We start from the raw sequence: 6,443 nt of genomic DNA on the forward strand, positions 1-6,443 counted from the left end.
TTGTCGAATTCTTCTTTGTATTCTTCCCTTGCTATGATTTTAATTTCGTTTTCAATTTGTTTCATGTTTATATCCTCCATTAGTTCATTTATTTTTTCTTCATCCTCAAAGTGTTTTAATATCATTGCACCTAAAAGAACTCCAATATCTCTTTTTAAGATTTTTTTGTTAAGTTTTACACTTTTAAATGCTTTTGCTAATGATTCAGTGACGTATTGTCCGTTTTCTTTTGAAATGAACTTTGGAATGAATGCAATATCCAATGATTCATTAATACTTAATTCTACTTTTTGTTCTATTTTCTTAATAAGGTTTTCATATTTTATCCACAGCATTTCCTGCGGAATGTAGATGTAGTGAACTTTAATTATTATTGAAGGTGACCTTTCATAATATTCAAAAAGTTTTTTTGGATCTTTATGGCAAATTACTGCAGAATATGGCTTTTTAGAATACATGAAATCCGCAAAAACTACATAATTGCTTATCTTTTCTAAAACTTTTTCTGTTATGTCTCCACTTTCCTCTTCAAGATTTATCATCAGTCCTTCAACAGTTGAGTAGAATTCATCAGCTCTTCCAGCGTCCATGTTTGGAAAAACGATTTCCTGAGGATATCTTACTTCAAATTCCCCGGGTAACTTCAAATAGCGGTGCTGGTGCTTATTAAGTATCAATGATTTGTATTTCATGGTCCTGTCATTGATTTGATATATCTTTTTAACTTTCATAATCTAATCTCATTTTGATTGGAGATTTCATGAAATCATTTTTCAAATACATTAATGCAAGTTATAGTTTGTATGGCGTTCATATATAAGCTTTTAATGATAAAAAGATTATATTGCCTTTATTTTGAAATTTAATAGATTTTAATCAATATTTACTTCATCCTATAAACAATAAATTATTTAATGATTAAAAGCTAAAATTAATATAGTGAGGTTTAAATATGGAATTTGGTCTCTGGGAAAAATATTATACAGAAATTCTTGATGATTTTGGATTTTCAAGAGAAAACGATGAAGAATCCGCAAAACTGCTGGATGAAATATTGTCAACTGAAGGATGTCTTACCTTAAACGATTTGGCCGAAATTGTAGGCTTTTCAGATAAATATATAGTGTTTGGAGCAGGTCCTTCAATCAAAGAGCACATCAGGATGCTTAAGAATGATTATGATTTAAAAGATTATGTTTTGGTTGCAGCAGACGGCGCAACAACTGCCCTTATTGAAGAAAGGATTGTTCCGGATATTGTAGCCACAGATTTGGATGGAAACATTGATGATATTTTACTTGCTAATTTAAGGGGAGCAAATATTGTAATTCACGCCCACGGAGATAATATTGAAAAGATTGCTACTATGAGCTCATTTTTCAACAACGTGCTGGGCACAACCCAGGCTCAGCCTGTAGGAAACCTCTACAACTTTGGAGGATTTACAGATGGGGATAGAGCAATATTTTTGGCAGTAGCTCTCGGCGCATCTGAAATCACCCTTGCAGGAATGGACTTTGGAGATATCGTAACCAAATACTCAAGACCAAACCTTCCAGATGTCCTAGGCCAGGCCGATGAATTCAAAAAGAAAAAACTGATGTATGCAGAAAAATTCACCAACTGGATAAGTGAAAACGAAGATGTTGAAATAATTAATTTAAAAGAATAATCTTTTATAATATTTTAAATATATTTAGATAACATGGGAATTGAAGATATTTTAATGTATGATGAAAGCCTTTTTCAAAATATAAATGCTTTCGATCCGGATTATGTGCCTCCTAATTATAATTTCAGAGATACACAGATGGAAGCAATGGCAATGGCGATAAGGCCTGCCATGAGAGGGGGACAACCATCAAATGCAATTATTTTAGGCTCACCGGCAACAGGAAAAACAACAGCTATTAAAAAAGTATTTGAGCTTGTTGAAAAAAACACAGAAAAGGTTGTTTGCGTTTATGTTAACTGTCAGATTCATACAACACGCTTTGGCATATTTTCACAGATTCACAAAAAGGTATTCGGGTATATGCCTCCCGAAACCGGAGTGCCATTCTCAAGAATATATTCCCAAATCATGCAAAAGCTTCAAAAAGATAATAAATCCCTTGTAATAGCATTTGATGATATCAATTATCTGTTCCAGACAAAACATGCAGATAAAGTTGTTTATGATATATTAAGAGCATATGAAGAATATCCTGGTGTTAGAACCTCTATTTTTGCAATATTGTCAGATCTGGAATTCAAATATGCCTTTGATAAAAACGTAAATACCGTATTCATTCCTCAGGAAATTATGTTTCCGCTTTATACATACTCAGAAATTGAAAACATCCTTAAAGACCGTGTAAATGCAGGATTTTTCCCTGGAGTATTGTCCGATGATATACTTGAGCAGATTTCAATGTATACTCTGGAAAATGGTGATTTGAGAGTTGGAATAAACCTTCTTAAGTCCTGCGGCAATATAGCGGAGGCTTCAGCAAGCCGTGAAATTACTCAGGAACACTTTGATAAGGCAATTGAATCATTGGTTTCCGTTAATGTTTCTGAAACATTGAAATCTTTAAATGATTCTGAAAAAGAAGTATTGAAGATGATAGTGGAATATGAAGGTGTTTACACTGCTAAAAAATTAGGTGATGAGTATAAAAAGCAAACCGGATCCAGCTATGCATCATTTAATAGAATTTTAGACAAATTGGAATTTGTAAGATTGATTGATACCAAATTTACAGGAAAAGGGTCTAGAGGCAATTCTCGCCAAGTCATATTGCGTTTTAACCCTGATGATTATACCTTCTAGCTTTTCCTGTGGGAAATTAGTTTCTGTTAACATTAGATTTTTGCATGGTAAGCCTGCAATCTAATGTGCAGCTAAGGGTTTGGTATTGTAAATCAATTAAATCCTTTAGATAATAAACGGATTTTGAGCTGCAACAACAGAAATAACAGATAAAAGTAATGCTGCTATTACTACAAGCATTACCATGCAAGATTGAACATCTATGTTGCTGTATGCAATTTCATCAGCTATTGAACTTTTTTTTCTTAAATCTGCTTGAATTGTGGTGTCATTATTTCTCAACATATTAATCACTATATTTTAATTGTTGAAAGTACATATATAAACAAAGAGCTAGAGAGCATTTGATGAGTATTATTTTGAGGAAAAATCATGAAAAAATATGAATATTTCGAAGCTACAGCAGATATAGGATTTAATGCATACGGCAAAGATTTAAACGAGGCTTTTGAAAATGCCGGAACTGCAATGTTTAACATAATAACAGACACTGCCGATGTTGAGCCGAAATCTGAAATAACATTCGATATAACTTCAGAAGATGAGGTATCTCTCCTTTATGACTACCTGGAAGAGTTATTATTCCATCATGAGATTGATTTCATGCTTTTCAGTGAATTTCACGTAGAAATTGATGAGAATTTGCATCTTAAAGCAACAATCAGGGGAGAGGAGATTAACTGGGACAAACATGAGCGCAAAACTGAAATTAAAGCAATCACTTTTCACAAGATGGAAGTCAAAAAAACAGATAAGGTAAAGCTTAGGGCGATAGTCGATTTGTAAATTATATATAATGACAGAAACATATTATTAAACATGAAAAGAACAACAACAATATCAAGAAACTTTGAAATAGTGATGGGTTTAATCGGTTCCATCATTGGAATATTTTCAGGTTCTTTTTTAATATTTTTAAAAGAGGCTGGTACAGTACATACTCCATTTTTAGGCCTAATAGCTATTATAGCATCACTTTTAGGTATCGTTTCCAGCTGCTATGTTAAAACACATGAAGAGATTGCAGGTGTAGGATTCATCATTGCAACAATGTTTGTAATTATCGGATCAGACTACATCAATGTTTTAAGCGCAATATTCTTACTTATTGCAGGAATATCTGCATTATTCAGAAAATAACTTCATTTTAGGACGTTTTGAATTTAACAGAACTTTTTTTTAGCCATCGCTTTATCAGTTAAATTTCACTATGGGGGGGACATTATTTTTAAGATGTCATGTCATTATGTCCCAAATTTCATTTTTTTAGCAAACCTTATTTAAAGACTACAAACAAATATTAAAACATAATCAATTTTGTGATGCTTTATGACAATTAAAGATGAAATTAAAAAAGTTAGGGATAACGTTTATGAAATTCCGGGAACCTATAATAAAAAAATGAGGGCTTCCGGAAGATTTTACATAGCAGATGAATTTTTCGACGACCTGGAAGAAGGGGCTGTTGAACAGATAGTCAATATTGCATGCCTTCCTGGAGTTCAAAGATACTCCATAGGGCTTCCGGACATTCACTTCGGATACGGATTTCCAATTGGAGGTGTTGCAGCATTCAGCATGAGAAACGGTATTGTATCTCCTGGTGGAGTCGGATTCGACATAAACTGCGGTGTCAGATTAATCAAGTCAAATCTGACATTTGATGACATCAAAGACCATGTCGATGAACTCACAGATAAACTGTTTAAAAATATTCCGTCTGGTGTTGGAAGCAAAGGAAAAATCAGACTTGAAGAAGGAGAAATAAACAAAGTTCTTGATTACGGTGCCGAATGGGCTGTCGAAAACGGTTACGGATGGCCAAAGGATCTGGAAGTTCTGGAAGAAAACGGAAGAATGATTGATGCAGATTCAAGCATTGTTTCAGATAAGGCTAAAAAAAGAGGAATTCCTCAATTGGGGTCTCTTGGTTCAGGAAATCATTTTCTTGAAATTCAGGAAGTTGATGAAATATATAATGAAGAGGTTGCAGAGGTATTTGGCCTTAAGAAAGGAATGATTGTTGTCATGGTTCATTCAGGTTCCAGAGGCTGCGGACACCAGGTATGTTCAGATTATTTGAGAATAATGGATAAGGCATATAAAAAATACAAAATACAGCTTGACGACAGACAGCTTGCTTGTGCCCCACTGGATTCAAAAGAAGCTCAGGACTATATTCAGGCTATGGCAGCGGCAGCCAATTATGCATGGGCAAACAGGCAAATGATGACTCATTGGATTCGTGAAACCTTTGAGGACGTATTGGGCAAATCCGCAGAGGACATGGAAATGGACATAGTCTATGATGTAGCCCACAATATTGTCAAAATGGAAACCCATAAGGTTTACAAACGTGAAGAGGACCTTTTAGTTCACAGAAAAGGAGCTACCCGTGCATTCGGTCCTGGAAGAGAGGAAGTCCCTGAAAAATACAGAGCAGTCGGACAGCCAGTATTGATTCCGGGTACAATGGGAACTGCCTCATATGTATTGCATGGAACAGAAACCGCAATGGAAGAGACTTTCGGTTCCACAGCACATGGTGCGGGCAGGGTACTGTCAAGATCCAAAGCTAAAAAGAATTATGATGCTGATGAGATTACAGCCAATCTGGCTTCAAAAGGAATTAAAATCAAAGCAACAAGCAAACATGTAATTGAAGAGGAAGCGCCTGGCGCTTATAAGGATGTCGACAGTGTTGTTAAAGTATCTGACAGCACAGGAATTGCAAAGCTAGTTGCTAAACTCAAACCGATTGCAGTTTGTAAAGGATAGTTTCAAAATGATAGGCATAATTGGCGGAAGCGGCGTATATGAGATTACTCAAAAGGCCGATTCCTGCACTACTGAAATGATTAAAACAGACTATGGCGAAGTGGAAGTTTCACTTTTGGAGATTTTTTCCAAAAAGGTGGCTTTTATTCCTCGTCACGCATCAGGTCATTCAATTCCTCCTCATAAGATTAACTTCAGGGCCAATATTGACGCTTTAAAGGCAGTCGGCGTTACAAAAATAATCGCTACCAATTCTGTCGGTTCAATGAATGAAGAAATGCCTCCTGGTTCATTTGTTATCCCAGATGACTTTTTGGATTTTTCACAAAATCGGGCAAAAACATTCTTTGAAGATAAAGTGGTTCATATAGATGTAACTGAGCCGTATTGTCCGGCTTTAAGAGATGTACTGGCCAAATCTGGTGATGTAATCCTGGGAGGAACCTATGTGTGTACTGAAGGACCAAGGTTTGAGACTCCTGCTGAGATTAAAATGTTTAAAATGCTTGGAGGAGACCTGGTTGGAATGACTGGGCTTCCTGAGGTTACTTTGGCACGTGAAAGGGAGATGTGCTACAATTCCATATGTATTGTCTCCAACTATGCGGCAGGAATCTCCGAGCAGGAACTGACAATTGATGAAGTATTTGAAATGGTGGCTGAAAAAGAAGTTGAGCTACTTGAACTGATTTACAATTTTATTAAAAACGTTGATGATTCCTCAGATTGCATGTGCCATCATGCATTGGACGGTGCAGAAGTTTAAGTGTGATAATATGAGCAAGGTTATTTTATTAAATGCAAGCCCGAGAGCTAATTCAAACACAAAAATTGTTCTTGAGCAATGTGC

8 protein-coding genes are annotated in these 6,443 nt (G+C 35.4%); 6 read left to right on the plus strand and 2 right to left on the minus strand.

Going from position 1 to position 6,443, the window contains the following annotated elements:
- Nucleotides 1-731: hypothetical protein (locus ACJMLH_RS02550; RefSeq protein ID WP_405274425.1), on the minus strand; the 731-nt coding region annotated here is incomplete at its 3' end.
- Between the two features lie 221 nt (nucleotides 732-952).
- Here ACJMLH_RS02550 and ACJMLH_RS02555 point away from each other — a divergent pair.
- Together ACJMLH_RS02555 and ACJMLH_RS02560 are read left to right on the plus strand one after the other, a co-directional pair.
- Nucleotides 953-1,672: a 6-hydroxymethylpterin diphosphokinase MptE-like protein gene (locus ACJMLH_RS02555; protein WP_405274427.1), complete on the plus strand. Its 720-nt coding sequence runs from the start codon at nucleotides 953-955 to the stop codon at nucleotides 1,670-1,672.
- Between the two features lie 33 nt (nucleotides 1,673-1,705).
- Nucleotides 1,706-2,815 carry an ORC1-type DNA replication protein gene (locus ACJMLH_RS02560; protein WP_405274429.1) on the plus strand — a complete coding sequence of 370 codons (1,110 nt, stop codon included), beginning with the start codon at nucleotides 1,706-1,708 and terminating at the stop codon, nucleotides 2,813-2,815.
- 105 nt (nucleotides 2,816-2,920) lie between these two features.
- Here ACJMLH_RS02560 and ACJMLH_RS02565 read toward each other — a convergent pair whose 3' ends face one another.
- Nucleotides 2,921-3,100, minus strand: coding sequence for a hypothetical protein (locus tag ACJMLH_RS02565; protein WP_405274431.1), 180 nt, complete (start codon nucleotides 3,098-3,100; stop codon nucleotides 2,921-2,923).
- Between the two features lie 87 nt (nucleotides 3,101-3,187).
- Between ACJMLH_RS02565 and ACJMLH_RS02570 the strand changes: the two genes are divergently transcribed.
- The 4 genes from ACJMLH_RS02570 to mtnP all read left to right on the plus strand — a co-directional run bounded on the left by ACJMLH_RS02570 (nucleotide 3,188) and on the right by mtnP (nucleotide 6,359).
- Complete coding sequence (locus ACJMLH_RS02570; protein ID WP_405274433.1) at nucleotides 3,188-3,601, plus strand: archease; 414 nt, start codon at nucleotides 3,188-3,190, stop codon at nucleotides 3,599-3,601.
- 33 nt (nucleotides 3,602-3,634) lie between these two features.
- Nucleotides 3,635-3,955, plus strand: coding sequence for a hypothetical protein (locus tag ACJMLH_RS02575; protein WP_405274435.1), 321 nt, complete (start codon nucleotides 3,635-3,637; stop codon nucleotides 3,953-3,955).
- 189 nt (nucleotides 3,956-4,144) lie between these two features.
- The gene (locus ACJMLH_RS02580) at nucleotides 4,145-5,593 is read left to right on the plus strand and encodes an RtcB family protein (RefSeq protein WP_405274437.1); all 1,449 of its coding nucleotides are present in this window, start codon (nucleotides 4,145-4,147) and stop codon (nucleotides 5,591-5,593) included.
- A gap of 7 nt (nucleotides 5,594-5,600) precedes the next feature.
- A complete protein-coding gene (gene mtnP / locus ACJMLH_RS02585) occupies nucleotides 5,601-6,359 on the plus strand; it encodes an S-methyl-5'-thioadenosine phosphorylase (protein ID WP_405274439.1) in 759 nt (252 codons plus the stop codon).
- Nucleotides 6,360-6,443: the final 84 nt, after the last annotated feature.

It is taken from the genome of Methanobrevibacter sp., assembly GCF_045116495.1.
Classification (GTDB): Archaea; Methanobacteriota; Methanobacteria; order Methanobacteriales; family Methanobacteriaceae; genus Methanocatella.